Source organism: Aminobacter sp. SR38, assembly GCF_014843375.1.
Taxonomy (GTDB): domain Bacteria; phylum Pseudomonadota; class Alphaproteobacteria; order Rhizobiales; family Rhizobiaceae; genus Aminobacter; species Aminobacter ciceronei.
The window spans coordinates 4,494,483-4,517,893 of record NZ_CP062112.1 but is presented as its reverse complement, the minus strand read 5'-3'; the positions used below and the strand labels follow the sequence as shown (position 1 = coordinate 4,517,893).

28 protein-coding genes and 1 tRNA gene are annotated in these 23,411 nt (G+C 62.7%); 20 read left to right on the top strand and 9 right to left on the bottom strand.

From position 1 onward, the window contains the following. Positions 1-77 precede the first annotated feature (77 nt). Entirely contained in the window at positions 78-680 is a 603-nt protein-coding gene (locus tag IG197_RS22085) for a hypothetical protein (protein WP_067959191.1), read from the top strand. Here IG197_RS22085 and IG197_RS22080 read toward each other — a convergent pair. After that, complete coding sequence (locus tag IG197_RS22080) at positions 670-1,605, bottom strand: metallophosphoesterase (RefSeq protein ID WP_192315009.1); 936 nt, start codon at positions 1,603-1,605, stop codon at positions 670-672. The genes IG197_RS22085 and IG197_RS22080 overlap by 11 nt on opposite strands. 53 nt (positions 1,606-1,658) lie before the next feature. Between IG197_RS22080 and IG197_RS22075 the strand changes: the two genes are divergently transcribed. After that, positions 1,659-2,153, top strand: a complete 495-nt coding sequence (locus IG197_RS22075; RefSeq protein ID WP_192315007.1) for an NUDIX domain-containing protein — start codon at positions 1,659-1,661, stop codon at positions 2,151-2,153. 285 nt (positions 2,154-2,438) lie between these two features. Here the strand turns inward: IG197_RS22075 and IG197_RS22070 are convergent, their stop codons facing one another. Further along, positions 2,439-3,428: a glutathione S-transferase family protein gene (locus IG197_RS22070; RefSeq protein ID WP_192315005.1), complete on the bottom strand. Its 990-nt coding sequence runs from the start codon at positions 3,426-3,428 to the stop codon at positions 2,439-2,441. A 273-nt stretch (positions 3,429-3,701) separates the two neighbouring features. Here IG197_RS22070 and IG197_RS22065 point away from each other — a divergent pair, with 273 nt between their 5' ends. The 5 genes from IG197_RS22065 to IG197_RS22045 all read left to right on the top strand — a co-directional run bounded on the left by IG197_RS22065 (position 3,702) and on the right by IG197_RS22045 (position 7,270). Further along, on the top strand, positions 3,702-4,238 hold the full coding sequence (locus tag IG197_RS22065; protein ID WP_067959181.1) for a GNAT family N-acetyltransferase: 537 nt from the start codon (positions 3,702-3,704) through the stop codon (positions 4,236-4,238). Positions 4,239-4,304: 66 nt separating this feature from the next. After that, positions 4,305-5,066, top strand: coding sequence for a 3-hydroxyacyl-CoA dehydrogenase (locus tag IG197_RS22060; protein WP_192315004.1), 762 nt, complete (start codon positions 4,305-4,307; stop codon positions 5,064-5,066). Between the two features lie 146 nt (positions 5,067-5,212). Then, a complete protein-coding gene (locus IG197_RS22055; protein ID WP_185910341.1) occupies positions 5,213-5,977 on the top strand; it encodes a HugZ family protein in 765 nt (254 codons plus the stop codon). A gap of 130 nt (positions 5,978-6,107) precedes the next feature. After that, the gene (locus IG197_RS22050) at positions 6,108-6,404 is read left to right on the top strand and encodes a helix-turn-helix transcriptional regulator (RefSeq protein WP_109575469.1); all 297 of its coding nucleotides are present in this window, start codon (positions 6,108-6,110) and stop codon (positions 6,402-6,404) included. Positions 6,405-6,466: 62 nt separating this feature from the next. Then, positions 6,467-7,270 (top strand): RNA methyltransferase, encoded by an 804-nt coding sequence (locus IG197_RS22045; RefSeq protein ID WP_192315002.1) that lies wholly within the window; start codon positions 6,467-6,469, stop codon positions 7,268-7,270. Positions 7,271-7,272: 2 nt separating this feature from the next. Here IG197_RS22045 and IG197_RS22040 read toward each other — a convergent pair whose 3' ends face one another. Continuing rightward, on the bottom strand, positions 7,273-8,415 hold the full coding sequence (locus tag IG197_RS22040; protein ID WP_192315000.1) for a hypothetical protein: 1,143 nt from the start codon (positions 8,413-8,415) through the stop codon (positions 7,273-7,275). A 105-nt stretch (positions 8,416-8,520) separates the two neighbouring features. Beyond that, positions 8,521-9,102 (bottom strand): DUF1134 domain-containing protein, encoded by a 582-nt coding sequence (locus IG197_RS22035; protein WP_067959164.1) that lies wholly within the window; start codon positions 9,100-9,102, stop codon positions 8,521-8,523. Between the two features lie 344 nt (positions 9,103-9,446). On the opposite strand from IG197_RS22035, the gene chpT reads away from it, so the two are divergent. Both chpT and IG197_RS22025 read left to right on the top strand, forming a co-directional pair. Further along, positions 9,447-10,076, top strand: coding sequence for a histidine phosphotransferase ChpT (chpT, locus tag IG197_RS22030; RefSeq protein ID WP_067966240.1), 630 nt, complete (start codon positions 9,447-9,449; stop codon positions 10,074-10,076). A 213-nt stretch (positions 10,077-10,289) separates the two neighbouring features. Beyond that, a complete protein-coding gene (locus IG197_RS22025) occupies positions 10,290-10,658 on the top strand; it encodes a response regulator (protein ID WP_067959161.1) in 369 nt (122 codons plus the stop codon). Positions 10,659-10,757: 99 nt separating this feature from the next. On the opposite strand, the gene ctrA is transcribed toward IG197_RS22025, so the two are convergent. Then, positions 10,758-11,453 carry a response regulator transcription factor CtrA gene (ctrA, locus tag IG197_RS22020; protein ID WP_067959158.1) on the bottom strand — a complete coding sequence of 232 codons (696 nt, stop codon included), beginning with the start codon at positions 11,451-11,453 and terminating at the stop codon, positions 10,758-10,760. A 451-nt stretch (positions 11,454-11,904) separates the two neighbouring features. Here ctrA and IG197_RS22015 point away from each other — a divergent pair, with 451 nt between their 5' ends. Then, on the top strand, positions 11,905-12,282 hold the full coding sequence (locus IG197_RS22015) for a flagellar export protein FliJ (protein ID WP_067959155.1): 378 nt from the start codon (positions 11,905-11,907) through the stop codon (positions 12,280-12,282). A gap of 88 nt (positions 12,283-12,370) precedes the next feature. Here IG197_RS22015 and IG197_RS22010 read toward each other — a convergent pair whose 3' ends face one another. After that, entirely contained in the window at positions 12,371-12,799 is a 429-nt protein-coding gene (locus IG197_RS22010; protein WP_371746481.1) for a winged helix-turn-helix transcriptional regulator, read from the bottom strand. A gap of 77 nt (positions 12,800-12,876) precedes the next feature. On the opposite strand from IG197_RS22010, the gene IG197_RS22005 reads away from it, so the two are divergent. Together IG197_RS22005 and IG197_RS22000 are read left to right on the top strand one after the other, a co-directional pair. Beyond that, on the top strand, positions 12,877-13,803 hold the full coding sequence (locus IG197_RS22005) for an NADP-dependent oxidoreductase (protein WP_192314999.1): 927 nt from the start codon (positions 12,877-12,879) through the stop codon (positions 13,801-13,803). A 90-nt stretch (positions 13,804-13,893) separates the two neighbouring features. Beyond that, positions 13,894-14,361 (top strand): paraquat-inducible protein A, encoded by a 468-nt coding sequence (locus IG197_RS22000; protein WP_192314998.1) that lies wholly within the window; start codon positions 13,894-13,896, stop codon positions 14,359-14,361. A 102-nt stretch (positions 14,362-14,463) separates the two neighbouring features. Here the strand turns inward: IG197_RS22000 and IG197_RS21995 are convergent, their stop codons facing one another. Next, positions 14,464-14,739, bottom strand: coding sequence for a DUF1153 domain-containing protein (locus IG197_RS21995; RefSeq protein ID WP_013529904.1), 276 nt, complete (start codon positions 14,737-14,739; stop codon positions 14,464-14,466). Positions 14,740-15,007: 268 nt separating this feature from the next. Here IG197_RS21995 and mnmA point away from each other — a divergent pair, with 268 nt between their 5' ends. The 3 genes from mnmA (at position 15,008) to IG197_RS21980 (ending at position 16,992) form a co-directional block, all read left to right on the top strand. Then, the gene (mnmA, locus tag IG197_RS21990) at positions 15,008-16,198 is read left to right on the top strand and encodes a tRNA 2-thiouridine(34) synthase MnmA (protein WP_192314997.1); all 1,191 of its coding nucleotides are present in this window, start codon (positions 15,008-15,010) and stop codon (positions 16,196-16,198) included. A 117-nt stretch (positions 16,199-16,315) separates the two neighbouring features. After that, positions 16,316-16,588, top strand: coding sequence for a hypothetical protein (locus tag IG197_RS21985; RefSeq protein ID WP_192314996.1), 273 nt, complete (start codon positions 16,316-16,318; stop codon positions 16,586-16,588). 29 nt (positions 16,589-16,617) lie between these two features. Beyond that, positions 16,618-16,992: a YkvA family protein gene (locus IG197_RS21980; protein ID WP_192319915.1), complete on the top strand. Its 375-nt coding sequence runs from the start codon at positions 16,618-16,620 to the stop codon at positions 16,990-16,992. A gap of 61 nt (positions 16,993-17,053) precedes the next feature. On the opposite strand, the gene IG197_RS21975 is transcribed toward IG197_RS21980, so the two are convergent. After that, positions 17,054-18,007 (bottom strand): Gfo/Idh/MocA family protein, encoded by a 954-nt coding sequence (locus IG197_RS21975; protein WP_192314995.1) that lies wholly within the window; start codon positions 18,005-18,007, stop codon positions 17,054-17,056. 285 nt (positions 18,008-18,292) lie between these two features. Between IG197_RS21975 and IG197_RS21970 the strand changes: the two genes are divergently transcribed. Beyond that, positions 18,293-18,369, top strand: a tRNA-Met gene (locus tag IG197_RS21970). Positions 18,370-18,537: 168 nt separating this feature from the next. On the opposite strand, the gene IG197_RS21965 is transcribed toward IG197_RS21970, so the two are convergent. Beyond that, entirely contained in the window at positions 18,538-19,467 is a 930-nt protein-coding gene (locus IG197_RS21965; protein WP_192314994.1) for a sugar phosphate isomerase/epimerase, read from the bottom strand. A 195-nt stretch (positions 19,468-19,662) separates the two neighbouring features. Between IG197_RS21965 and IG197_RS21960 the strand changes: the two genes are divergently transcribed. The 4 genes from IG197_RS21960 to ugpE all read left to right on the top strand — a co-directional run bounded on the left by IG197_RS21960 (position 19,663) and on the right by ugpE (position 23,401). Continuing rightward, positions 19,663-20,037 (top strand): hypothetical protein, encoded by a 375-nt coding sequence (locus IG197_RS21960; protein ID WP_067958864.1) that lies wholly within the window; start codon positions 19,663-19,665, stop codon positions 20,035-20,037. 160 nt (positions 20,038-20,197) lie between these two features. Then, positions 20,198-21,529 carry an extracellular solute-binding protein gene (locus tag IG197_RS21955; protein WP_192314993.1) on the top strand — a complete coding sequence of 444 codons (1,332 nt, stop codon included), beginning with the start codon at positions 20,198-20,200 and terminating at the stop codon, positions 21,527-21,529. A gap of 76 nt (positions 21,530-21,605) precedes the next feature. Continuing rightward, entirely contained in the window at positions 21,606-22,490 is an 885-nt protein-coding gene (locus tag IG197_RS21950) for a carbohydrate ABC transporter permease (protein WP_067958858.1), read from the top strand. 14 nt (positions 22,491-22,504) lie between these two features. Next, complete coding sequence (gene ugpE, locus IG197_RS21945) at positions 22,505-23,401, top strand: sn-glycerol-3-phosphate ABC transporter permease UgpE (RefSeq protein WP_192314992.1); 897 nt, start codon at positions 22,505-22,507, stop codon at positions 23,399-23,401. Positions 23,402-23,411: the final 10 nt, after the last annotated feature.

The following is a 23,411-nucleotide window of genomic DNA, read 5'->3' as shown; positions in this document are numbered from 1 at the left end:
AGTTCACGCAGGTTACAATTCCGCCGCGATCGTAGCTATGTTAACGGTTGCTTAAACATGATCCGGGGCAACAGGCGATGAGCGACGACAGGGCGACCGCACTGAAGCAGGCGCACCCGCTGGCGGACGCCATCCGCGACGTCAAGAACGCCAATGCCGACCGCAGCGACGTGGTCGTCGACCTGCGCGATGCCCACCGCATGCGGCTTGAGCTGCTTGCCGCCGAGCTTGAGCCGGTTTTCGCCGACGTACCCAAAGACATTGACAACTTCGATTTCGTTATCTCTTCGGGGCTGCAGCCCAGGCTGTGGATCGACGCAGTGAGCCATGTCGGCCTCGGCCGCGACCGCCGCACCTTCCGCTTCGTCCGCGACACCCGTGTCGGCCGTGTCGTATTGGCCGAATCCACCGACGCCAAGCGCATCGCCGACCAGGTGACGCGCTATATCGCCGAACGAATCGTCGAGCGCCAGCAGATGATGGAGGGTGGTGCGGAACCGGCGCTTGCAGGCTTCGCCAGGGGGCCAGTGGCTGATGCCGAGCCACCGCTGCGGCACAGGCCAGCCCTGCCGGGCATCATGGCGGGTTTTGGCCTGCTTGTTGCCGGTGCTGCCATCGGCATCGCCGTCATGGCGGTGCTTTACTGGCTGCGCCTCGCTGCCACCGGCATCATTCCCTGACCAATGCAGCCGAGCGCGGAACCGCTGCGCTCAGATCGAAGGTTCCGATCTCGGCCGATGGCATAGCCAGTCCGGACAGACCACGACGGGTAAGCCTGACATTCCAGTCCCCGGACTGGCCGGAGATGTCGAGCAGGTTGAACTGCGCCGCCGGCTTGTGTCCTCCCGCCGCTTGGCCTGCCGCGGCAACGCCGACAACAGGCACGGCCCCGTCGCGCCCGTCGATCCAGTGCAGCGTCGGCAGATGCGAATGGCCATGAAGCACCAGCTCGGCGCCATGTCGTCTGACCAGCTTTTGGAACTTGCCGATGCCGAACAGGCGCTTGTGCTGGCCCACAGCGCCGCGAACGGGCGGATGGTGGATCATGATCGCCCGGAAAAGGCCGCGCTTGCCTGTTTCGTCGAGGACCCTGCCCAGCCGCTCTGCCTGCCCTTCGCGAAAGAAGCCGCTGGCCATGAAGGGAGCCGTCGCGCGCGCCGTCGACACACCAATCAGCGCAACACCCTGCCGCACGCGCAGATAGGGAAAGCTCGTCGAACTGATCGCGCCATGCACGCCGTCGCCATGCATCCACGGCGCCCAGGCATGGCAGGCCTTGTCGAAGGCCCCGGGCACATAGGCATCATGATTGCCCGGCACGACCGAGACATCGGCTGGTTCGCCCAGCGTTTCGAGCCACAGCCGCGCCAGCGCGATTTCGCCATCGAGCGCCAGATTGACCAGATCGCCTGTTACCGCGAGGTGGTTGGGCGCCTGCACCTTGAGGTCGGCGACGATGGCATCGACAATGCCGTCATGGTGATGCCGACGGCGGTTCCGCTGCCAATTGACGTAGCCGACCATGCGCTTGGAGGCGAGGTCGCGATAGGTTACATCCGGAAGCGGACCAAGATGGACGTCGGAAATATGCGCAAGCCTGAACATCGTTTCCTTTTAGGTCACACGTTCCAAGCTTTCCACCCATGGCGGCATGCCTGATGAGCAATGTCGTCACTTCCCCTCGCCAGGATCCATGGGCGCGGCTGCGCGGAAGGCTGTTCCACTTCTATTTCCTGCTGCGGCGGCCGATGACGCTCGGCGTGCGCGGCCTCGTCCACGACACCGCCACCAACTCGGTCTTCCTGATCCGCCACACCTACGTGCCCGGCTGGCAGCTGCCGGGTGGCGGCATCGAGATCGGCGAGACCTTTGTCGAGTCGCTGGCGCGTGAACTGGAGGAGGAAGGCAACATCGTCCTCACCGCGCCGCCCATCCTCAGGTCGATCCACCTCAACAAGCAGGCGACAAAGCGGGATCATGTCGGCTTCTACCTGATCGAGGCCTTCCGGCAGGACAGGCCGAAGCAACCCGACCACGAGATCGCCGAGGCAGGATTTTTCCCGCTCGACGCGTTGCCGGAGGGCATGACGCCGGCGACGCGGCGGCGGATTGCCGAGGTGTTCGAGGGCAAGGAAGCATCGCCCTATTGGTGAGAGAGGGATGCTGTTCTTCGCGCAAGCACTGGGTGGAGAGACGGCAATGCGAATTCTGGTCGTTGCCAACCATGAAGCCTCCACCCGATTGGTCGCCTTCCCGGCAGTTGCGTCGAGTTCCGGCCGACTTCCGCTCTCCAGACGACCAGCGGCTGATGGTGTTGGCATCCGAGCATGAATCGAAAGGTCTGTATCTGAGCATTCGACCCCGACTACCCTGACGCGCTCCACGCCCTCATGGTTCGACAGGCGCACCATGAAGGCTTGGCACTCAGCGCAGGCAGCTCAAGCCGCCTTCAGCAACTTCCCCCGGTTGTGCGGCGCGTCGAGGTCGATCTCCGGCCCAAGCGGGATGATACCGGTCGGGTTGATGCCGGTGTGGCTGCCGTAATAATGCGCCTTGATGTGCAGCATGTTCACCGTCTCGGCGACGCCTTGCACCTGGTAGAGGTCGCGCAGGTAGTTCGACAGGTTCGGGTAGTCGGCGATCCGGCGCAGATTGGTCTTGAAGTGTCCGACATAGACCGGGTCGAAGCGCACCAGCGTCGTGAACAGCCGCCAGTCGGCCTCGGTCAGGGTGTTGCCGACGAGATAGCGCTGGCGTGAGAGGCGGTCTTCCAGCGTGTCGAGCGCGGCGAACAGTTCGTTGAATGCCTCCTCATAGGCGGTCTGGCTGGTGGCGAAACCGGCGCGGTAGACGCCGTTGTTGATCGAGGGATAGACAAGCTCGTTGACCGCATCGATCTCGCCGCGCAGCGCTTCGGGGTAAAAGTCGACCGCGGCGTCGCCCCAGGCGTCGAAAGCCTGGTTCAGCATCCGGATGATCTCGGACGACTCGTTGGAAACGATCGTCTTTTCCTTCTTATCCCACAGCACCGGCACTGTGACGCGGCCCGAATAGGTCGGATCGGCCATGGTGTAGATCTGGTGCAGGTATTCGAGGCCGTAGAGGGTGTCGCCAGTGGCGCCGTCATCACTGCGGAACGTCCAGCCATTCTCGCCCATGTAGTGATGGACGACCGACACCGAGATGATGTCTTCTAGCTTCTTCAGCGCGCGGAAAATCAGCGTCCGGTGCGCCCAGGGACAGGCGAGCGAAACATAGAGGTGGTAGCGCCCCGATTCGGCCTTGAAGCCACGTGTCCGGCCTGCCGCCGGCATGCCGTCGACGGTGACGAAATCGCGCCATTGCGAATGCGAGCGCACGAATTTGCCGCCTGTCGACTTGGTGTCGTACCAGCGATCCTGCCATTTGCCTTCAACCAGCAATCCCATCGTGAAATCCTTTCGTTTGCCACGATGTAGGTGCCCGGCGACCGAAGCCGAAGCGCAACTCGCTGAACGGATTGTCAACGCAGGACGCACATCGGCCAAATGCACGATGGACGGGCGCCGAAAATGATGGTAGCGGGCATTTCGATGTCACATTGCTTTGCAAATATCCGGGTCGACCGACGACGAATGAGCGCACGCGCTTGAAGCGCTGACTTGCGACTGCTGCGGCATGCCCCGCGGCACCTCATCCCACGGTACCGGATTGCAAAAAACATGACCCTCGCCGACGTCACCTACATGCCGGAAGCTCCGGCGCACGATCTCGAAATCGATGAAATCAACGCCGAGGCCTTTGGCCCGGGTCGGTTCACACGCGCGGCCTACAAGATCCGCGAAGGCGGTCCGCACGACCGCTCGCTGTCCTTCGTCGCCATGCATGGTGGCCAGGTCATCGCCTCGGTCAGGATGACGCCAATCGCCGCCGGCGCCGGCCGGGCACAGATGTTGGGCCCGCTTGCCGTGCGCCCCGACTTCAAGAACATGGGCATCGGCCGCAAGCTGGTCGCCATGGCGCTCGCAGCAGCGGAAAAATCCAGCGAACCCGCCGTCATACTCGTAGGCGACGAGCCTTATTACGGCCCGCTCGGTTTCGTGCGCATTCCGCGCGGTCAGATCGAGATGCCACGGCCGGTCGACCTTAACCGCCTCTTGGCGCATGAGATCGTGCCGGGCGCGGTTGCCGAATTGACGGGCGAGGTCTGCCACGCCAACCTGGCCAAGACACCGCAACGCACGACCGAGCCGGCCTAGCCGCCGATGACTTGCCCGTGCCGCCCATCTTGCTAATTCAGTAACAGCAGAAGAGGACAGGCTGACATGAATCCAAACGGGCAGATTGCAGTGGTCACCGGCGCCGGCTCCGGCCTTGGCGAAGCCACCGCGCGCGCACTCGCTGCCAACGGCGCCAAGGTCGCGATCTTCGATCTCAGCCTCGAACGCGCAGAGAAGGTCGCCGCCGACATCGGCGGTGTCGCCGTGCGCTGCGATGTCAGCAATGAAGAAAGCGCTGTCACGGCATTTGCCGAAGTGGAAGCCAAGCTCGGCACGGCCCGTATCCTGGTCAACTGCGCCGGCATCGCCGTCGGCGTGAAGACTGTCGGCAAGGACGGTCCGCATCCGCTCAGCGTCTTCCGCCAGGTGATCGAGGTCAACCTGATCGGCTCCTTCAACATGATCCGGCTGTTTGCCGACGCAGCCTCCAAGCTCGAACCGCTGGCCGGCGGCGAGCGCGGCGTCATCATCAACACCGCCTCGGTCGCCGCCTATGACGGCCAGATCGGTCAGGCCGCCTACTCCGCCTCCAAGGGCGGCGTCGTCGGCATGACGCTGCCGATCGCCCGCGATCTCTCGCGTTCGGGCATCCGTGTCGCCACCATCGCGCCCGGCATCTTCAAGACGCCGATGATGGCGGCGATGCCGCAGGAGGTGCAAGACTCGTTGGGTGCCGCCGTTCCGTTCCCGCCACGTCTGGGCGAACCGTCGGAATATGGTGCGCTGGCATTGCACATCGTCGAGAACCAAATGATCAATGGCGAGACCATTCGCCTCGACGGTGCCATTCGCATGGCGCCGAAATAGGCGCCAGCCGTCCCAGGATCGGCTATCCTGCAGCCCCGGCAGCGCAAGCTTCCGGGGCTGTTTTGCTTGTGGCGAAACGACCCCCTTGCCAAAGCCTGCCCACCTTGGATAAGTAGATTGAATTAGTCATATTTGATGGTGAAGCAGTGGAAGAGCGCAAGAAGGACGTGTTTCTGGAGACCACCGCGGAAGCGACAGCGCTCGCGCGTTCGCTGATGCGCAAGGCCCGCCATGGTGCGCTTGCCGTCATCGAGCCGGAAACCGGCTCGCCACTCGCCAGCCGGGTCGGCACCGCAACCGACGTCGACGGCACGCCGCTGATCCTGATCTCAGGCTTGTCCGCTCACACCAAGGGCATCGTCGCCAATCCCGTCTGTTCGCTTTTGGTCGGAGAGGTCGGCAAGGGTGATCCCCTCGCCCATCCGCGCATCACGCTGTTCTGCCGGGCGCGCAAGCTGGAACGCGGCACGCCGGAGTACGCCCGCGCCGAACGTCGCTACGTCAACCGCAATCCCAAGGCCAAGCTCTACATCGGCCTCACCGACTTTACCGTCTTTCGGCTGGAACTCGAGCGCGCCAACCTCAATGGCGGCTTCGGCAAGGCCTATCTGTTGAGCCGCGACGACCTGCTGCTCGCCGGCCCCGCGGTGGACGCGATCGCGGCAGCCGAACAGTCGGCTCTCGACCACATGAATTCGGATCACACCGAAGCGACCACGATCTATGCCACCCATTATGGCCGGCTCGACGACAAGGGCTGGGTGCTCAGCGGCTTCGATCCTGAAGGCATGGATCTGGCCGCTGGCGACGAGACCGCACGCGTGCTTTTCCCTGCGTTACTTGCCGAGGCCGCCGATCTCAGGCGAAGCCTTGTGGAAATGGCAAAAGAAGGTCGCGCAGCGAAGTCTTGATTTTTTCAGCGAAAGCTGATTTGTCCTATTTTAGCCAGATTGATCGCTGATTCCATTGATCATCTGGTTTGGTAATCCGTCGTTGTTGCCCCCATGACGCCGGAAAGCATGACTGATACACGGGGTACCCATGAAACCGAAAAAACTGACGGCCAATGCGGAAGCTGCTGCTTCCTTGCTCACACTTATGGGCAATGAAAAGCGGCTGATGATCATGAGCCATCTGCTCGACACGGAAATGTCGGTCGGCGCGATTGCCGAAAAGGTGTCATTGAGCCAGTCGGCGCTGTCGCAGCACCTGGCCCGCTTGCGCAACGAGGAACTGGTCGAGACACGTCGCGACCGGCAGATGATCTACTACACCTGCAAGTCCGAAGCCGTGCGCAAGCTGCTCGGCACGCTGGAAGGCATCTTCGAGGACGCCTGATCTTCAGCTGACAAAGCCTTTCCAGGCTCCCATAGCGGACTGCCCTCCGCTATGAAGCTACCATGAACATCATCCGCATCGACGACCCGGCCGACCCGCGCGTGGCCCCCTATCTCGACATCCGCGAGCGCGATCTGGTCGGTCGCGAAGGGCGTTTCATCGCCGAGGGCAAGGTCGTTCTCAACGTGCTGTTTGCAGCGCGGCGCTTCGACGCGGATTCGGTGCTGGTGCTCGAAAACCGCCTCGCCGGCATGAGCGAGACCCTCGCCCTTGCTCCCGAAGCCATGCCGGTCTACGTCGCCTCGGGCGCCGTCATGGACGCCATTGCAGGCTTCCACATGCATCGCGGCATCCTGGCCATCGGCCGCAAGGGAGCGACGGCTTCAGTCGACGACGTGCTTGCCGCCCTGCCCGAACGCGCGCTGGTGGCGGTGCCGGTGGGGATCTCCAACCACGACAATATCGGCTCGATCTTCCGCAACGCGGCAGCTTTTGGTGCCGACGCGGTGCTGCTCGACCAGACCTGCTGCGACCCGCTCTACCGCAAGGCAATCAGGGTCTCAGTCGGTGCAGCGCTCAAGGTGCCCTTCGCCATAGGCGGCACGGCCGGCGAGCTTGCCGACGCATTTACCCGCCACAGCTTCGAACAGCTGGCGCTGTCGCCCGCGGGCAAGGCCGACATCAGGGACATCAGGCGCCCCGCCCGGCTGGCGCTGTACCTCGGCACCGAAGGCGAAGGTTTGCCCGAGCCGCTGCTGAGAAGACTGACGACGGCAAAGATCCGGATGGCGCCTGGTTTCGACAGCCTGAATGTCGCGGCCGCATCGGCGATCGCGCTGCATCACTTCACCGAAGCATCAGAATAGGCCTATTCGGCGGGGACAGGTTTCTGCAGCGCCCGGACGCGATCGGCAAGGCTGATCACGGCTGGCGCATCGACGGGCGTACGGGCCTCACCGGATTCGGCAAGCGCCTTGGCAATCGGCGAGTCAGCGCCCTCGAGCCGAGCGGTGAGCGCCACGACTTCGGCGGCCAGTTCGTGCATCTGCTCGCGCAGCTGCGAATCCTCGCTTGGCGACGACTTGGTGCGTCCTGCCTTCGACAACTCGCCCTTCAGCCGCTTGTTCTCGCGCGTCAGCGTGGTCAGCCGCCCTTCCAGGCGCTCCCGCTCCATCGCCTGCGCCGTGCCATTGACCACTGCCGTTTCCGGCGCGGACTGCGGGCCCTTCAGCTGCTCGCGCACGCGGGCGAGTTCGGTTTCGCGCAACCGGCCGAGCTCCGCCTCGCGCCGCTCCAGCTTCTCGTCGCGGTCACTGAGTGAAGACACCATCTGCTGCAACCTCTTGTCCAGTTCGACAGCGCGCTTGGTTTCCGCCAGGAGCGCCTCGCGCACGGCCTTGTTGTCGGCTTCGAGTTCGACGACACGCTTGTCGGTGTCCTTGCGCTGGCTGCGCAGCGCCGACATGTCGTCGGAGAGCTTGCCAATCTCGCTTTCGCGGCTGACCAGCTCGATCTGGCGGTTGCTCGAGGACAGGCTGGCCTCGTCATACAGCCTGCCAATCTCCTCGATCTCCTGTGCCCGCTTCTCCAGCATGCTTTCGGCTTCGACGAGCTGGGCGGCAAGAGCCTTGATCTGTTCGTCGCGCTTGGCGATGTCCTCTCTAAGGCTGCCGCGCGCGGCTTCCAGTTCGCTGACAGTGCGATCCTTGTCGGCATGGTCGGTGACGTGGGCCTTTTGCGCCTCACGGCTCCGGCTAAGCTCGACGGCCTGCGTCAGGAGCTTTTCCTGCGCCGATTTGAGCTGAACCTCGACTTTGCGCAGCGCCATGGCGTGCTCGGCGCGCAGACTGTCCTTGTCGGCGCGGATTTCATCGAGGGTCATCGGAAGCTTGGCTTCGACCCGCTGGCGGGTGACCGAAACGGCACGCCGCCAGACCGACGGCGCAATCAGCAGCACCACAAAGCCGGCGGTCAGGAAGCCAAGAACGAAAAAGAGGATCGACTGGACCAAGGCACTTTACCCGTTACGGATACGCGCGAGTTTGCCATGTTCCCATGGCAGGAATCCAGCACCGCCGCAACAAAATGGCGCCCAATCGACCCGTTCTTCACACAATCAGAACGGATTCCAGGTCGGCTGCTGGGTCAACTTCAGGTAGCCAAGATTGACGCCCAGTCGCGCGCCGACACCGGTACGCACGGGCACGAGCAAAATGTTGCCGCGCTTGAGGACGTTGAAGCCAACGCCGGCAACGACATAGGCCGAACCCGCGACGCCGCCATAACGGTCATAGAGGTTGTTCACGTCGTCCAGGTTGTAGACCAGGATCATCGTGCGCGAGCCCTGCCCGCCGAAATCCCAGCCCAGCGACGGCCCCTGCCAGAACACCTTATGGTCGCCGGCATTCTTGGTGTAGAGCGTGCCCTCGCCATAGGTCAGGCCGCCGACAAAGGCACCCGATCCCTCTTCGCCAAGCACGTAGCCGTTCGGCAGGCCATAGGACGCGAAAACCTTCTCGACCACGCTGGCGAGACCGCCAGACGTCGAGCCAAAGAAGCGATGGCCGGAATCAAGGATCTCCTGCGAGGTATATTGCTGCGCGCGAGACGCAGATGTCGAAAATGCCAGAACGCCGACAAGGACGAACATCGCGGCAACAAGCCGGGCAAAAGTCCGGCCATAGAATCGGGAAATCATGCTTCCAAATCTCCGTCAGGGAGCACACTTTCTCGACGCCCCGGACCCGCTGCTACTCTTGATGGCGGCTGGCTGGTCCAACTTCGGCAAACTATGCCGTAATCCTTTTTCAACCATTAAACTGACCTACGAAGATGGCGGATCGAAGGCACGACCGGGCGTTAAAAAGCCCGGAGTTGCGCAGAAAAGCCACCATTTCGCGCAAGCGTTACCGGCTGTTTCTTGCCGCATGAGGCGGCGCTGTGTAACCAAGAGTACTGTAAGGCCAGCCCTGATTCGTACTGTCGGGCTTCGTGGCCGCCAGATCGTGGTTCAAGTCATTTTTTGCCCGAGGGATGCCGTTCATGGCCGAGTTGTTGACGCTTTCCGCCCCTGACCTCGCAGCGCTGCTGTGCAGCCGCGTCTGCCACGACATCATCTCGCCGGTCGGCGCCATCAACAATGGCCTCGAACTGCTCGACGAGGGCGGCGCCGACGAGGACGCGATGCGCCTCATCCGTACCAGCGCCCGCAACGCCTCGGCGCGGCTGCAGTTCGCCCGCATCGCCTTTGGTGCTGCCGGCTCGGCCGGCATGCTGATCGACACCGGCGACGCGGAATCGGTTGCGACCGCCTTCCTCAAGAACGAGAAGCCGGAACTGACCTGGAGTGGCGGGCGCGCACTGCTGCCCAAGAACAAGGTCAAGCTGCTGCTCAACCTTTTGCTCGTCGCCCATGCGGCGATACCGCGCGGCGGCAAGCTCAGCGTGACGCTGGAAGCCGTCGAGACGGCGCCGAAATTCATCCTGTCGGCCAGCGGCCCGATGTTGCGTGTGCCGCCAAAATTCCTCGAACTGCACTCCGGCCACAAGCCTGACGAGCCGATCGACGCCCATTCGGTGCAGCCCTACTACACGCTGCTGCTGGCGCGCGAAGCCGGCATGACGATCTCGATCCACGCCACGCCGGAAGAGATCCTGCTCACTGCCGAATAATCGGCACGACGTTTCAGTATTGTCGAAGCATTGTCGTCATCGCCTGGTGGCAACGGTCTCGTGACAGCGTGCGCGCGCTTGGGCGCGACCGCACGCGCCGAAGTTTCCAAGAATTTTACCATTCGGGTTTTCGGCTTCTTTACGCCGCCCAGCTAAGGTCACGTTGCATCCGGCGCGACTGACGCGTCCGGCTCCCGCAAAAAGGACCGGGATATGAAGCGTTGCCTGTTCGTCGATGATTCGAGCGTCATCCGCAAAGTCGCCAAACGCATCCTCAACAGCTCCGAGATGGTCGTCGTCGAGGCGGCATCCGGCGCCGAGGGGCTGGATATGTGCGCCTACGACATGCCCGACATCATCGTCGTCGACGGCGGGCTCGAGGACATGAGCACCACAGACTTCATCCGCCGTGTCCGCGCCATCGAAGGCCGTGTCAAGCCGCAGATCGCCATCTGCCTGACCGAGGTCGACATCGGCGCCATCATGCGCGCCAAGCGTGCCGGCGCGCAGGGCTATCTTCTGAAGCCGTTCACCAGGCCGCAACTGCTCGACCGCTTTCGCGCCTTCGACGTCGCAGCCTGATTTCGCTCCTGGCACGACAGACTCCTCGCGAGAAACTGTGCCCAGAAAAAAGAAAACCCGGCACGAAGGCCGGGTTTTGACTGAAGTATCCAGATTAAATCAGGCAATTTCGCGAAGTTCTTCCGGCTCACGCAGCACATAGCCGCGGCCCCAGACAGTTTCGATGAAGTTCTGGCCACCGGATGCAGCGTCGAGCTTCTTGCGTAGCTTGCAAATGAAGACGTCGATGATCTTCAGTTCGGGCTCGTCCATGCCACCATAAAGGTGATTGAGGAACATTTCCTTGGTCAGCGTGGTGCCCTTGCGCAGCGAGAGCAGCTCCAGCATCTGGTATTCCTTGCCGGTCAAGTGCACGCGCTGGCCACCGACTTCGACCGTCTTGGCGTCGAGATTGACGATCAGGTCGCCGGTGATGATGACCGACTGGGCGTGGCCCTTCGAACGGCGGACGATGGCGTGAATGCGTGCCACCAGCTCGTCCTTGTGGAACGGCTTGGTCATGTAGTCATCGGCGCCGAAGCCCAGGCCGCGCACCTTGTCCTCGATACCGGCCATACCGGAGAGGATCAGGATCGGCGTCTTGACCTTGGACAGGCGCAAAGTACGCAGAACCTCGTAACCCGACATGTCGGGCAGGTTCAGGTCGAGAAGGATGATGTCGTAGTCATAAAGCTTGCCGAGATCGACGCCTTCTTCGCCGAGATCGGTCGTGTAGACGTTGAAGCTTTCCGATTTGAGCATCAGTTCGATGCTCTGTGCGGTTGCACTGTCGTCTTCTATCAGCAGAACGCGCATTCAAATCCCCTTTTCTGCTGCCGGAACGTCTTCTCGGTCTAATCCATACCGGCCCAGTGCTACTGAATCGGAGGCTGCCATCGAATGGTTAACAAAACCTAATTTCGTATGGAAGACCATATCAGAAATTTTAACCGGCGCATACACCCTCTTGAATCCAATCATGAATCACACGGTCAACATCTTAACGCGCTGCATTAACAAGGTTGCCTAAGCGACTCCGGACACGACCCGATCACATTCACGGCGAAAACCAGAATCTTTACCGGGCTTTAAGTCTCGATGGGTATGATTAACGATGCCCGTAAACGAATGGTTACCGACGGACAAAAACTTTAAAAGTTTGTTTTCCATAGTCGGGAGTTCAGAACCGGTTCCGGCGCGGCACGGTCCATTTGGGCCGAAGTAGGCGAGTAGAAGTGCGTTTTTCGGTGTTCGGGAGTATCGGGTCATGAAGTCACGTGAGAACCTGGTCAGGCTCAAGCAGTTTCAGGTGAACGAAAAGCGCCGCCAACTGATGCAGCTTGATTCGATGATCGCCGAGTTCGACCGCATGGCCAGCGAGCTCGAACTGCAGATCGTCGCCGAGGAAAAGAAGGCGGGGATCACCGATCTCAATCATTTCGCCTATCCGACCTTCGCCAAGGCCGCGCGGCAACGACGTGACAACCTGAAAAACTCCCAGCATGACCTGGCGCAACAGCGCGCCGCTGCCGAATCCTTACTCGCCGAAGCTGAAGCGGAGCTGTCCAAGGCGGAGGCTCTGGAGTCGCGCGACCGCAACACCCGCGACGCCGACGGCACCGGTCGCAGCGCGATGATCGGCTAAAAAGTCAATTTCTCCCGCACTTTGCCGCTGCTCGCGCGGCAGCGAGCCGTTTGGCGCCTCGAGCCATCCGCTCGGCCCAAGGCCCCCGCTAGGTCCTGAGTTCGGCCGGCTCTCCTTCGGCAGCCAATGATTGGGCACGCGAATCACGAATTTCGGGCGCATGGCGCTCCGCCCAGACACGGATCTGGTTGAGCAGATCGGCGAGGTTACGGCCGAGATCGGTCAGCTCGTACTCGACGCGCGGCGGTATGACCGGGAAGATCTCCCGCCGCACCAGCCCGTCGCGCTCCAGAATACGCAGTGTCTGCGTCAGCATCTTGGGCGTGATGCCCTCTACCTTGCGCTGCAGCTCGCCATAGCGCCGCCGGCCCGGCTTCAAGGCACCGACGACCAGATAGACCCATTTGCTCGCCAGCATCTCGAGCACGGTGTGCGACATGCATTCGCGTCGGAAGGCGTCATAGCCGAACGGCGTGTCGGGGGCGCAATCACTATCCATGGGGTACCTATATATCATTGAGGTACATTCTAGACAACTGAATGATACTATCCAAATGATAGTGGCACATGCATCCACCCAAGGAGGACATTCCCATGCGTGCCATTACCCAGAACACTGTCGGCGGACCTGAAGTGCTCGAACTCGCCGAACAGCCGACACCGCAGCCCAAGCCCGGCGAAGTGCTGATCCGCATCAAGGCTGCCGGCGTCAATCCGGTCGATGCCGCCGTGCGCGGCGGGTTCTACCCCCTTCTTGGCGAGCCGCCCTTCGTGCTCGGCTGGGACCTGTCAGGCACTGTCGAAGCGGTTGGCGCCGGCGCCAACGGCTTTGCAGCAGGCGACGAGGTCTTCGGCATGCCGCGCTTCCCGGCCCAGGCCGGCACCTATGCCGAACTGGCCGTCGCCCCGGCAAGCGAGGTCGTGCACAAGCCCGAGGCGCTCGACCATGTCACGGCAGCCGCCCTCCCCCTCGCCGGCCTGACGGCCTGGCAAGGCCTGGTGACAGCGGGCAAGCTCAAGGCCAACGACCGTGTCCTGATCCAGGCGGCCGCCGGCGGCGTCGGCCACCTGGCCGTGCAGATCGCCAAGGCGCGGGGCGCTTATGTCATTGCCACCGTGAGCCCCGACAAGGTCGATTTCGTCCGCTCCCTCGGTGCCGACGAGGTGATCGACTACACCTCGGACGATTTCGTCGCCAAAGCCGGCCCTGTCGATCTCGTCTTTGAGGCGCTCGGCGGCGATCATCCTGAGAAGTCGCTGAAGTCGCTGAAGGACGGCGGCACGCTCGTCGTGCTGCTCGGCCTCAGCGACAAGGCCGCAGCAGAGGCTGCATCACGTGGCATCAGGGTCGAACGCATCTCGGTCCGGCCGGATGGCGATGGCCTGAAGGAACTGGCGAAACTGACGGAAACCGGCAAACTCAAGGTCCATGTCGCCAGGAGCTTCCCGCTCGACCAGGCCGGTGCCGCGCATGCCTTCCTGGCGACCAGACCCAAGGGCAAAGTCGTGCTGGCGCTCTGAGAGCCACGCTCGAAATTCTGCAGCAACGGGCCGGGCAGCGCAAATGCTGCCCGGCTTCTCCATCATCCGGACTTTCGCTATAGCTTGCCGATGCACACGCTTTTGCCATTGATCCTGTTTGCAGCTTCGATCTGCTTCGCGCTCGGCATCGTGTTGCCGCTGATTCATGTCGATCGACTGTATTTCTTCGCCGATGAACCTTCGTTGATCGGCATGATCGCAGCATTGTGGCGTGGTGGCGATTGGCTGCTGGCGATTGTCGTCGCCATGTTTTCGGTGGCCTTTCCCGCGATGAAGCTCGGCCTGCTGCACAATGCGGCCTATGGCCAGGCAGCCGGCGCCGTCAGCATTCCCGGCTGGTTTCGGGCCCTGTCCAACTGGTCGATGCTCGACGTCATCCTCGTCGCGCTGGTGGTCTTCGCCGCCAAGACATCAGGCCTCGCCACGGCCTTCACCAAACCTGGTCTGTGGTTCTTCGCGGCATCGGTGATGCTGACTGCAACCGCTTCAACCGTCATAAAGAGGAAGCCACGGGACAGCGCACAGGCAGCTCACTGAGGCAATGCGTTTCAGGTAGCAATTCGGGGAAAGCTCAGCCCGAAAGCAAAAAGGGTGCGGCAAGCCGCACCCTTTTCTGTTGGTTGGCCGCAACGGCCGGTGTCAGTGGCGGTATTGCTGGATGCGCGTGGTGCGCAGGCCGGCAAGGCCGTATTCGTCAATGGAAGCCTGCCAGGACAAGAACTCCTCGGTCGTCAACTTGTAGCGTTGGCACGCTTCGTCAAGACTGAGCAGTCCTCCCCTGACCGCGGCGACCACTTCCGCCTTGCGGCGGATAACCCACCGGCGCGTGTTGGTCGGGGGCAGATCGGCAATCGTAAGCGGGCTGCCGTCCGGCCCGATAACATATTTGACACGCGGTCTAACCAGATCGGTCATCGTACTCTCTACTAAAAACTCAAAGACCCAATCACCTGTCACACTAGCGCCACAGCTTTAAAAATTGCCTAAGCGTACACTAAGAGCTAAGTAACGAACGTGAACAGAACGTTAGACTCTCAATCCGCAATTTAACCACCTGCCCAGTTGGCTGGTTTCTCGCCGAAAAAGGTGGGCCAGCGCGCTTCGGGTGGCACTGCGATGAGGCTTGACCTATATTGCAGCCATTGGCATGCAGCCGACCTAAAGACAGCGGAACGCAATCCCGATGAACAGCCTGGACCTGCCCGGACGCCCAGAAGACACCCGCGTGGTTGTTGCCATGTCGGGCGGTGTCGATTCTTCAGTCGTGGCCGGCCTGCTGAAACAGGAAGGCTATGACGTCGTCGGCGTCACGCTGCAGCTCTACGATCATGGTGCCGCAACCCACCGCGCCGGCTCCTGCTGCGCCGGCCAGGACATCGCCGACGCCCGCCGCGTCTCCGAGACGCTCGGCATTCCGCATTACGTGCTCGACTATGAAGAGCGCTTCCGTAAGGCCGTCATCGACCCGTTTGCCGAAAGCTATGTCGCCGGCGAGACGCCGATCCCTTGCGTGTCGTGCAACCAGACCGTCAAGTTCGCCGATCTGCTTGCCACCGCGCGCGAGCTCGGCGCCGATGCGCTCGCCACCGGCCACTACATCCGCTCAAAGCAGAACGGCGCCCATCGCGCGCTGTACCGCCCGGTCGACGCCGACCGCGACCAGAGCTATTTCCTGTTCGCCACCACCCAGGAGCAGATCGACTATCTGCGCTTTCCCCTCGGTGGCATGTCCAAGCCCGACGTCCGCGCCGCTGCCGAGCGCATGGGCCTGACGGTTGCCGCCAAGCAGGACAGCCAGGACATCTGCTTCGTGCCGCAAGGCAAGTATTCCGACATCATCGCCAAGCTCAGGCCCTCGGCCGCCAATCCCGGCGACATCGTCCATATCGACGGCCGCGTGCTTGGCCGCCATGAAGGCATCCTGCGCTATACCATCGGCCAGCGCCGCGGCATCGGCATCGCCTCGGGCGAGCCGCTTTATGTCGTCCATATCGACGCCGAGCGCGCGCGCGTCGTCGTCGGCCCGCGCGAGGCGCTGGAGACGCACAAGATCTTCCTGCGCGGCATGAACTGGCTCGGCGACGGCGCCCTCTCGGCGGTGCCGGCTGGCGGACTCGAGCTTTATGCCAAGGTGCGCTCGTCGCGCCCCCCCCGCCCCGTCGTACTGCATCACAAGGGCGGCGCCACCTGGGTCGAGCTTGTCGACGGCGAGTCGGGCATAGCACCGGGCCAGGCCTGCGTGCTCTATTCAGACGAAGGCAACGAGGCGCGCGTCTTCGGCGGCGGCTTCATCGAGCGTTCCGAGCGCCATGCCGACGCCGAGGCGATGCTGTCGCGGCTGGCTGCAACGCCGGGTTCGATCGCGGCGGAATGAGCCCAACTCGATGGCGCTGGCGTATCTGAAACGCTGGGCAAACAGGCTCACCTGCATGGTATTCGCGGCCTATCTCGCTTTTTTAGCCGCGAGGTGCCTTGGCTTCCCAAGCTGATCGTGATCGGCATCGCCATAGGTACCCTAATCGCAGGGAAGATGCTGAGCGACACGATCTCAACCGATGTGCCCGGCCGGATCCTGAGTTTCGCCAGCATCGTTGGCGCGATCGCCACGATGCATAAACTCACGCCACCCAAACTGATGAGCGGATTCCGTTCTCGCGCCGACGGACCGGTCATCCAGTCGTATGTCTCCGCCTACTTTGAGTGCCTCGCCGTGATCGCCGTGCTTTCCATCTTGTTTGTTACGTGGTGGGCGGTCACAGAATGACCATTCAGTCCGGCAACCAGCCCGGCGGCATGCTGGAAGCAGCCAAGCGCTGGGCGCGGCTTCTGAAGCGCGATGTCGTGGCGCTCTATCTTGCGGCGCGCAGCCCCCTGACGCCGTGGCACGCCCGCGTGGCAGCTGCCTGCGTCGCCGCCTATGCGCTTAGCCCTGTCGATCTCATTCCCGACTTCGTGCCGGTGCTCGGCTATCTCGACGACCTGCTGATCGTGCCCCTGGGCATCTGGCTGGTGATCCGCATGATTCCGGCCGAACTGATGGCTCGCTTCCGTGCCGAGGCAACCGAAATCACCGCCAGGCCGCGCAGCATGGCCGGCCTCGCCTTCGTCATCGTGGTGTGGCTGGCAGCGCTTGCGCTTGTCGGCTGGTGGCTGCTGCGAAGGGAGTAAGGGACAGACTGCGCCAATGGCGCGCAACCCTTTGTTGACCTACTCCCTTACTCCCACAAGGTCAGTCGTGCGTGACCGTGCCTGCCGTGAGAATCCTGAGCACGCCAAGCGCTTCCTCGGCGCCGGTGCGTGGCTCTTCCCGCGTCTGGATGCAGTGGATGAAGTGCTCGAGCTCGCGCGTCAGCGGCATGGCGTTCTCGATCGGAATGTAGGTCGGCTCGTTCATCGTCGACGTCCACTGCCCCTCGTCCTGCCACACGGCGTGGCGATAGAGCGCAAGCTTGCGCTCCTGCGGCTCGACGTCGTCGAACACCGCCATGCCCTTGGTGCCGACGACGGTCAGCCGGCGCTCGCGGTAAGGGTTGAGCCGCGAGGCGAACAGGTGCCCGCGCAGGCCGTTGGGGAAGCGCATGTGCAGATGGGCGAAATCGCTGAGGTGGTTGAGCACGGCAGCCCCCTCGCCGCGCACCTCGATCGGCGCCGTGCCGGTGATCGCCAGGATCATCGACAAATCATGCGGCGCCAGATCCCACAGCGCGTCGTTCTCGGCGTGGAACTTGCCGAGACCGAGACGGTGCGAGTGGATGTAGCCGACATCGCCGAGCTCGCCCTTGTCGACAAGCGCCTTGAGCCCTTCGAAGGCCGGGTGAAAACGCAGCACGTGGCCAGTCATGAAGACACGGCCATTGTCGCGCGCGGCCTTCACGGCGCGCTCGGCATCAGGCACGGTTAGCGCGATCGGCTTTTCGACGAGCACGTCCTTGCCGGCCTCGACGGCACGCACGGCAAAGTCGGCGTGGAACTGCGGCGGCAACGCCATGACGATCGCATCAACATCGTCGCGGGCGAACAATTCGTCTGGGGTCAGCGCGATGCAGCCATGTTCGCCGGCAAAGCGTTCGGCCCGCGCCGAATCGACGTCGGAAACGGCATGGAGGGCGCCAAGCGACTTCAGGGTGCGGATGTGGTTACCGCCCCAATAGCCGCATCCAAGGACTGCAATACGCGGTTTCATCAGGCTCTTTCCAAGGAGAATTATGCCGGCAGACATAGTCCCGGCACCTCGCCAACTCAACCCCGCGCGTTGCGCCATAAGCGCCCGGCGCGTCCGCGAAGGCGGTGGAATGGCGCTTTCCGCGAGCTGCCCAAGGGTCAGCCGATGCGTCAGACATTTATCCTGAAACGCCCGATCTCACTGCTTGACAGGCTCGCCATCGAGACATTATATCCGCCCAACCTTGGCGAACGCATCGACGCCTGCCTCTCACAGAGACAGTGATTTCGGGCCTTCTCCAACCCTGGCGGGATAGCTCAGTTGGTTAGAGCACGGGAATCATAATCCTGGGGTCGGTGGTTCGAATCCACTTCCCGCTACCACTTCCTCACCTCAAGACAGCATGCAGCCGGCGTAGCAGATGCCGCTTTCGGGGTTCGTCCCCACGAGCGCTCGTCGTCGTTGAGGCATTTTGCTGTCTGCCAGACGCGCCTCATTGATGCGCGGCGCCGGGAAGCTCGGCGCCGCAGAGATGGATGTTGGACGCTCGATCAGGCGGCGCTGGCCTGACCGATGACCTGGGCCTTGTCGGCCAGCGCCTTGGTCGCATCGACGGTTTCCTGAGCGGCGTACCAGTAGCGTTGCTTGAGCTCGATATTGAACAGCACGCCCTCCGGGAAGCTGCATTCGGCCATCAGCGTTTCCCAGGGGATGTCGCCCCAACCGACCGGCAGGTGCAGGTCGCCATGGCCGTAGGCGAGGCGCTCACCCTCGGTAAACATCCAGATGTCGTCCTGGCGGCCGAAGCTGTCATGCATGTGGAGATGGCGGGCATACGGCGCCAGCGCCTTGATCTCCCCGACGAAATCATCGCGGCGGCCGTCGAAGTCGAGCTTGAGATAGGCGTGGCTGAAGTCGAGGGTCGCGACGACATTGGGGTGGGCGATGGCCTCCAGTTCGCGGGCGAGGCGCGACGGCGACGAAGCATGGATCTTGCCGTCATAGCCTGCAAACAGCGTCTCGACGCAGAGAAAAAGGCCGTGCTGGCGGGCGATCTCGCCAGCCTTGGCCAGCCATTCGCGCTGGCGGCCATAGGCGGCCTCGATGCCATGGCCCTGCTGCAGCGGTGTCAGGCCGGAGTGCATGACATAGTTTTCGGCGCCGACCTCAGCCGCTATTTCAAGCGAGGCCTCGAGCACCTCGAGGTGGCGCGGCAAGCGAAATGCCTCGTCCATGAAGTTGATCGCCAGCGGGCCATGTACCGAGAAGCCGACGTCGCGGCCGGCAGTGGCGCGCTTCAGCGCCTCGAGCTGCGGCCTGCGGATCCTGCCACCGACCACGAGGTCCATGTCATATGTGGGCAGCTCGATCGACTCGACGCCCAAGGCTTCAATCATGTCGAGCTCGTCGCTGAAGTCGGAAAGGTCGTCGGCGCGCTTGTGCGCTGAAATGCCGGTGCCGGCGGTGCCTTTGGCAAGCATGGTCTGTTCCTCGTCTTGGAGAATGGCGGGGCATCGCCCCTCGGGTGAAAACCGTGGGCAGACTGGTCCGGCTACGTGTCAGCCGTTTTGCGTGAGCGTGACGCTTTGCTGACAGTGCACGGGCGCCATCGGCCATGGACATTGGCCGGCAAATGTCATTGAATCGTCATCGCAACGTCATGAACGGGTACCGCGATGCGACGCTTCCTGCAGGTGCTGTTGATGCTGTCGGCCGCGTTTCCGCCGATGTCGGCCGCTCTCGCGGGCGAGCTCAGTTCGGGCGAAATCCGCAGCGAACTCGTCGGCCGTTCGATCTCGTGGTGGGAACAGGGCGGCTGGTTCAGTGGCCAGATGATGCTTTTGCCCGACGGCCGCGCCGAGATCAGCATCGATGCGCCGAAGCGGGCCGGCGATAGCGGCCGCTGGATGGTGCGCGGCGACCAGCTCTGTACCGTCTGGGGCGATTTCCGCTCCGGCCAGGAGAAATGCTACTCGCTCCAGCGCGGCGCGGCCGGCCGCTTCGAGACCAGCGGCGGCAACGTCTTCGAGGTCAGGGAAGCCGGCGTCTGACAGACTGCGTTCTTGGATGAGAGCAGCTGCGCGGCCGCCATTCCACGCTGTCGTTGATTGTCGTCATTCTGTCACCGGATCAAGACGTGCCTGTCATCCCGTCAGGGTACGGGCTGCAGCGAGCATTGTGCTCGCACCAGCTTCCTGAGGGAGACGACGGATGAAACGACTGTTCCTGCTTGCAACTGCGGCAAGCGCCATTGCGACGGCCGCCGGTGCGGCCGAGCGCACCAAGTTCGATTTCTGGTACGGCCTGACCGGCGACCTCGGTGAGGTCGTAGCCAAGCACTGCCAGCTGTTCAATGAATCGCAGGACAAGTACGAGGCGGTCTGCACCGGTCAGGGCGGCTACGACAAGGCCGAGCAGAACACGATCGCCGCTTATCGCGCCAAGCAGCAGCCGACCATCGTCCAGATATATGACGCTGGTACCGTCAACTTCATGCTGTCGGGCGCCATCTATCCGGCCAACAAGTTCACCGAGGAGCACAAGCTCGACATCGACTGGAAGGGCTATTTCCCCGGCATCGCCAACTATTACGCCACCTCCGGCGGCGACATGTGGTCGTTCCCCTACAATTCGTCGACGGCCGTGTTCTACTGGAACAAGGATGCCTGGGCGAAGATCAACAAGACCAGCGCCCCCCATACCTGGGCCGAGCTCGGCGAGGACCTCAAGGCCATGAAGGCCGCCGGTGTCGAGTGTGGCTTCGCCTTCGACTTCGACACCTGGATGAACCTCGAGCAGTTCTCCGCCACCAACAACCTCCCCGTTGCCTCGATGGACAACGGTTACGGCGGCCTCGGCGCCGAGCTGGTCTTCAACAAGACCGCCTTCGTCGACCACATGAAGGACTTCAAGAGCTGGCTCGACGCCGGCTACGCCAAGATCCAGACCACCCAGGTGGGCAAGAACCTTGTGCAATCCTTCGCCGACGGCAGCTGCGCCTCGACAATCACCTCGATCGCCAACCACGGCACGGTCAAGAACACCCAGGTCGCCGGTCTCAACTGGGACGTGGCGATGCTGCCGGTGATCGACACCACCAAGCGCACCAACTCGCTGGTCGGCGGCGCCTCGCTGTGGCTGATGCAGGGCAAGACGGATAAGGAATACGAAGCTGCCGCCGCATTCCTGAAATATGTGACGGCTGCCGACACCGGCGAGAAGTACATCGCCGAGAACACCGGCTACATCCCTGTTACCACCAAGGGATTCGACCTGCTCAAGCAGGAAGGCTTCTACAGCGACCCCAAGCATACCGGCCGTGAGGTCGCCATCGCCTCGCTGACCGCTTCCGACGTCGGCCCGCTGTCGCGCGGCATCCGCCTCGGCAACTTCACCTCGATCCGCGCCGAAGTCCGCGCCGAACTCGAGGCCGCCTTCACCGGCCAGAAGGACATGCAGACGGCCATCGACGCGGCCGTCGAACGCGGCAACCAGATCCTGCGCCGCTACGAGCAGACCTACAAGGGCGCTGCCCTGCCCTGATCCTCAGGCTCGGGACCAGTCGGGCGCCGCTCTCCGCGGCGCCCATTTTTCAGCATAGCGGACCGGGAGACGTTGCTTGGAAAAGCGCGCCACTTTCTCCAACCTGTGGCTGGCGGCAGCCTTCATCGCGCCGCAGATGCTGCTCATCTTCGTCTTCTTCTACTGGCCTTCGGGCGAGGCGCTCTACTGGGCGGTCACACTCGAGCCGCCATTCGGCGGCAGCAACGACTGGGTCGGCCTGCTCAATTTCCAGACCGTCTTCGCCGATCCCAAATATTGGAGCTCGGTGCGGATATCGCTCGCCTTTGCCGGCATAGCCACCGCGCTGTCGTTGGTCATCGCCGTTATCCTCGCGCTGTTCGTCGACAGACGGTTGCCCGGACACCAGGTCTACAAGTTCACCTTCTTCCTGCCCTACGCGCTGGCAGCACCCGCCGTCGGCCTTGCCTTCCGCTTCATCTTCTCGCCGGATGCGGGCTTCGTCTCGGCCATCAACCGGGTCTTTCCCGACATCTGGAATCCGGCGCTCGATGGCTATGACGCCTTTGCCCTGATTGTCTTTGCCCAGAGCTGGAAGATGGTCGGCTACAACTTCATTTTCTTCCTGGCCGCACTCCAGTCGATACCGCGCTCGGTGATCGAGGCCTGCGCCATGGACGGCGCCGGCGTGATGCGCCGTATGCGCGACGTGCAATTGCCGCTGATCGCGCCGACGCTGTTCTTCCTGATCGTCATCAACATCACCGACAGCTTCGTCGACAGCTTCGGCATCGTCGACATCACCACCGGCGGCGGCCCGGCCCGCGCGACCGACCTGATGGTCTACAAGATCTATGCCGACGGCTTTCAGGGCAAGGACTACTCGCTCGCTGCCGCCCAGTCGATCGTGCTGATGCTGCTGGTCATCGCCCTCACTGTCATCCAGTTCCGCTACGTCGAGCGGCGCATCCACTACAGCTGACCGGAGCGCCAACCGTGATCGAACGTACTCCCATCCTCGACTTCGCCACCCACGCGCTGCTGATCTTCAGCCTGGTCGCACTGCTGATCCCGCTGTGGATCGTGTTCGTGGCGGCGAGCCACGACTTTCACACCGTCAACCAGGTGCCGATGCCGCTCTGGCCCGGCGGCCACCTGTTCGAGAATCTGTCCGCCGCCTGGGAGCGGGGTAACTTCGACCGGGTGATGCTGAATTCGCTGATCGTCGCAGGCGGCGTCACCATCGGCAAGATCTCCATCTCGGCGATCTCGGCCTTCTCGATCGTCTACTTCAACTACCGCCTGCGCATGGTTTTCTTCTGGCTGATCTTCATCACCCTGATGCTGCCGCTAGAGGTGCGCATCGTGCCGACCTACGCGGTTGCAGCCGATGCGCTGAGGCCGTTCCAGTCGATGCTCGATTTCGTCGGCATCAGGGTCAATCTGCCGGAGTGGAACCTGCTCAACTCCTATTCGGGTCTGATCCTGCCGCTGATTGCCACCGCCACCGGCACGTTCCTCTACCGCCAGTTCTTCCTCACCGTGCCCGACGAGTTGACCGAAGCCGCCAAGATGGACGGCGCAGGCCCGGTACGCTTCTTCTTCGAGGTGCTGTTGCCACTGTCGCGAACCAACATGGCAGCGCTCGCCACCATCATGTTCGTGTGGTCTTGGAACCAATATCTCTGGCCGCTGCTCGTCGTCACCGACCACCAGAACTACGCCACCGCCACCATGCAGTTGCAGAAGGTCGTGCCCGGTCCGTTGTTTGGCGAGCCGCCGGTCTGGAACATCGCCATGGCGGCCAACCTGATCGTCCTGGCCCCGCCGGTGCTGGTGACCATTCTTCTGCAGCGCTGGTTCGTGCGTGGCCTCATCCAGACCGACAAGTAAGGAGACCAGA

Excerpts from the sequence above, each read along its gene's own strand:
- IG197_RS22015 (WP_067959155.1), top strand. The coding sequence starts at position 11,905 with ATGAAGTCACGTGAGAACCTGGTCAGGCTCAAGCAGTTTCAGGTGAAC.
- IG197_RS22050 (WP_109575469.1), top strand. The coding sequence starts at position 6,108 with ATGAAACCGAAAAAACTGACGGCCAATGCGGAAGCTGCTGCTTCCTTG.
- IG197_RS21955 (WP_192314993.1), top strand. The coding sequence starts at position 20,198 with ATGAAACGACTGTTCCTGCTTGCAACTGCGGCAAGCGCCATTGCGACG.
- IG197_RS21995 (WP_013529904.1), bottom strand. The coding sequence starts at position 14,739 with ATGACCGATCTGGTTAGACCGCGTGTCAAATATGTTATCGGGCCGGAC.
- IG197_RS22080 (WP_192315009.1), bottom strand. The coding sequence starts at position 1,605 with ATGTTCAGGCTTGCGCATATTTCCGACGTCCATCTTGGTCCGCTTCCG.
- IG197_RS22060 (WP_192315004.1), top strand. The coding sequence starts at position 4,305 with ATGAATCCAAACGGGCAGATTGCAGTGGTCACCGGCGCCGGCTCCGGC.
- IG197_RS22065 (WP_067959181.1), top strand. The coding sequence starts at position 3,702 with ATGACCCTCGCCGACGTCACCTACATGCCGGAAGCTCCGGCGCACGAT.
- IG197_RS22005 (WP_192314999.1), top strand. The coding sequence starts at position 12,877 with ATGCGTGCCATTACCCAGAACACTGTCGGCGGACCTGAAGTGCTCGAA.
- IG197_RS22085 (WP_067959191.1), top strand. The coding sequence starts at position 78 with ATGAGCGACGACAGGGCGACCGCACTGAAGCAGGCGCACCCGCTGGCG.
- IG197_RS22045 (WP_192315002.1), top strand. The coding sequence starts at position 6,467 with ATGAACATCATCCGCATCGACGACCCGGCCGACCCGCGCGTGGCCCCC.
- IG197_RS22025 (WP_067959161.1), top strand. The coding sequence starts at position 10,290 with ATGAAGCGTTGCCTGTTCGTCGATGATTCGAGCGTCATCCGCAAAGTC.
- IG197_RS22010 (WP_371746481.1), bottom strand. The coding sequence starts at position 12,799 with ATGATATATAGGTACCCCATGGATAGTGATTGCGCCCCCGACACGCCG.
- IG197_RS21960 (WP_067958864.1), top strand. The coding sequence starts at position 19,663 with ATGCGACGCTTCCTGCAGGTGCTGTTGATGCTGTCGGCCGCGTTTCCG.
- IG197_RS22000 (WP_192314998.1), top strand. The coding sequence starts at position 13,894 with ATGCACACGCTTTTGCCATTGATCCTGTTTGCAGCTTCGATCTGCTTC.
- IG197_RS22070 (WP_192315005.1), bottom strand. The coding sequence starts at position 3,428 with ATGGGATTGCTGGTTGAAGGCAAATGGCAGGATCGCTGGTACGACACC.
- mnmA (WP_192314997.1), top strand. The coding sequence starts at position 15,008 with ATGAACAGCCTGGACCTGCCCGGACGCCCAGAAGACACCCGCGTGGTT.
- IG197_RS21965 (WP_192314994.1), bottom strand. The coding sequence starts at position 19,467 with ATGCTTGCCAAAGGCACCGCCGGCACCGGCATTTCAGCGCACAAGCGC.
- IG197_RS22035 (WP_067959164.1), bottom strand. The coding sequence starts at position 9,102 with ATGATTTCCCGATTCTATGGCCGGACTTTTGCCCGGCTTGTTGCCGCG.
- IG197_RS21980 (WP_192319915.1), top strand. The coding sequence starts at position 16,618 with ATGCTGGAAGCAGCCAAGCGCTGGGCGCGGCTTCTGAAGCGCGATGTC.
- IG197_RS22075 (WP_192315007.1), top strand. The coding sequence starts at position 1,659 with ATGAGCAATGTCGTCACTTCCCCTCGCCAGGATCCATGGGCGCGGCTG.
- chpT (WP_067966240.1), top strand. The coding sequence starts at position 9,447 with ATGGCCGAGTTGTTGACGCTTTCCGCCCCTGACCTCGCAGCGCTGCTG.
- IG197_RS21975 (WP_192314995.1), bottom strand. The coding sequence starts at position 18,007 with ATGAAACCGCGTATTGCAGTCCTTGGATGCGGCTATTGGGGCGGTAAC.
- ctrA (WP_067959158.1), bottom strand. The coding sequence starts at position 11,453 with ATGCGCGTTCTGCTGATAGAAGACGACAGTGCAACCGCACAGAGCATC.